Source organism: Bradyrhizobium sp. PRIMUS42, assembly GCF_023006515.1.
In the GTDB taxonomy this organism is placed as follows: domain Bacteria; phylum Pseudomonadota; class Alphaproteobacteria; order Rhizobiales; family Xanthobacteraceae; genus Bradyrhizobium.
The window spans coordinates 1-2,217 of record NZ_JALBGZ010000894.1 but is presented as its reverse complement, the minus strand read 5'-3'; the positions used below and the strand labels follow the sequence as shown (position 1 = coordinate 2,217).

Sequence of the window (2,217 nt, the reverse complement as noted above, 5' to 3'; positions counted from 1 at the left end):
ATGACCTCGACGCCGGCCTCGCGCGCCTTCAGCACGCTCCAGTGCGGCACCGGATGCGTCAGCGGCACGCCGGGCGCGAGCACGAGGGCCGCAAAGTTTGCCCAGGAAACATTGCGCAGATCCGCGGTGATGAAACCGGCCTGCACGGCCTTGGCGACGTTCTCGGCATTGTCGTCGGCCGCGATCACCTCGGCGCCGCCGGCCTTCAGCGCGTGGCAGGAGGCGAGCCCCGAACCGCCGAGGCCAAACACCGCGACGGTTTTGCCGGCAAAGGACGTGACGGGGATCATGATGATTTCATCCCCGTCGTTCCGGGGCTCGCGCAGCGAGAACCCGGAACCTCGAGATTCCGGGTTCGACGCTGGCACGCCGCCCCGGAATGACAGCAAGATTGAATCGCGACGACCATCATCACCGCAGCTTCAGCGTGGAGAGACCGGCCAGCGCCAGCATCACCGAGATGATCCAGAAGCGGATCACGATCTGCGGCTCGGTCCAGCCGAGCTGCTCGAAATGGTGATGGATCGGCGCCATCCGGAAGATGCGCTTGCCCGTGAGCTTGAACGACACCACCTGCACGATGACGGAGACCGCTTCCAGCACGAACAGGCCGCCGATCACCGCGAGCACGATCTCGTGCTTCACCGCCACCGCGATGGCGCCCAGCATGCCGCCGAGCGCGAGCGAGCCGGTGTCGCCCATGAAGATCGAGGCCGGCGGCGCGTTGAACCAGAGGAAGCCGAGGCCGGCGCCCAGCAGCGCGCCGCAGAGCACCGCAAGCTCGCCGGTGCCGGCGACATATTTGATCTGGAGATATTCGGCGAACACCGCGTTGCCGGCGAGATAGGCGATCATCGCAAAGCTCGCGGTCGCGATCATCACGGGAACGATAGCGAGGCCGTCGAGACCGTCGGTGAGGTTCACCGCGTTGCCGGAGCCGACGATGACGAAGGCCCCGAAGATGACGAAGAACCAGCCGAAATGCAGCACGGTGTCCTTGAGGAAGGGAATCGTCAGCGCGGTCGAGGCAGGATCGCGGTTCAGCCGCACCAGGGCGTAGCAGGCCACCAGTGCGATGGCGGCTTCGATCAGCAGGCGGAGCTTGCTGCCGAACCCGGTCGTGGTCTGCTTGGTCACCTTGAGGTAATCGTCATAGAAGCCGACGAAGCCGAAGCCGAGCGTCACCGCCAGCACGATCCAGACGTAAGGGTTGAGTGGATTGGCCCACAGCACGGTGCCGACGGTGAGGCCGGACAGGATCATCAGCCCGCCCATGGTGGGCGTGCCCTTCTTGGCGAGATGCGATTGCGGACCGTCGCTGCGGATCGGCTGGCCCTTGCCCTGGCGGATGCGCAAATGATCGATAATCCATGGTCCGAACAGGAACACGAACAGCGCGCCGGTGACGACGGCGCCGCCGGTGCGGAAGGTGATGTAGCGGAAGACGTTCAGGAAGGTGCGAACGGCACCGAAGCCCGGAAATGTGTTGGAGAGCTCGATCAGCCAGTAAAACATTCAGTTGGTCCTATGGCGCCTATGCACGCGGTTTTGGCCTTGATCTTGGCCTCAACGTGTCTCACGCGCATTCGCTGGTCTTCATCATGGGTCGCGTGACCTCTGGGGAAACCGGGACGGCTTCGCGCCGCAAAGGGTGGGATTCGGGAACAGCGCCTTCCAAGCAGTTTACGCCTTTGCCTGCAAGGCGGCCACCAGGCCTGGCACAAACTTGTTGACCCAGAACATCTTCTTGCTGCCCTTGACAACCACGACATCGCCCGCCCTCAGCAGGTTGGCGACCTCGCCCGGCTTCAGAGAGGCGGGATCGTCGTGCCAGCCGAGGCCCTTGCCGGCCGGGAGCACCTCGTAGAGGTGGCGCATCAGGGGGCCGACGCAGTAGACGCCGTCAATACCGTCGAGATGCTTGGCGAGGGCGGTGTGATAATCGGGCGCATCTTCGCCCAGCTCCAGCATGTCGCCGAGTACCGCAACGCGGCGGCCGCCGGTCACGTTGCGCGCCTGCAGGCTTTGCAGCGCGGCAGCAACGCTGGCCGGATTGCCGTTGAAACTGTCGTCGATCACGGTGATACCCCCGACCGCCTGCTCGACGCCACGGCCAGTCATGATACCGACCCGGTCGAGCTTGATCGCGAGCGTCGCCGCATCGAGATTGGCCGCACGGGCCGCGGCGAGCGCGGCCAGCGCATTCTGCACGCGGTG

General features: G+C 65.0%; 2 protein-coding genes and 1 pseudogene. All 3 read right to left on the bottom strand.

Going from position 1 to position 2,217, the window contains the following annotated elements; translation table 11 throughout:
- A pseudogene (gene murD / locus MOV75_RS35330) lies at nucleotides 1–290 on the bottom strand (UDP-N-acetylmuramoyl-L-alanine--D-glutamate ligase); the annotation flags it as partial.
- Between the two features lie 121 nt (nucleotides 291–411).
- A complete protein-coding gene (mraY, locus tag MOV75_RS35325; protein ID WP_063202105.1) occupies nucleotides 412–1,515 on the bottom strand; it encodes a phospho-N-acetylmuramoyl-pentapeptide-transferase in 1,104 nt (367 codons plus the stop codon).
- Nucleotides 1,516–1,683: 168 nt separating this feature from the next.
- Nucleotides 1,684–2,217, bottom strand: a 534-nt coding sequence (locus MOV75_RS35320; RefSeq protein ID WP_309486995.1) for a glutamate ligase domain-containing protein, incomplete at its 5' end; no start/stop codon positions are given.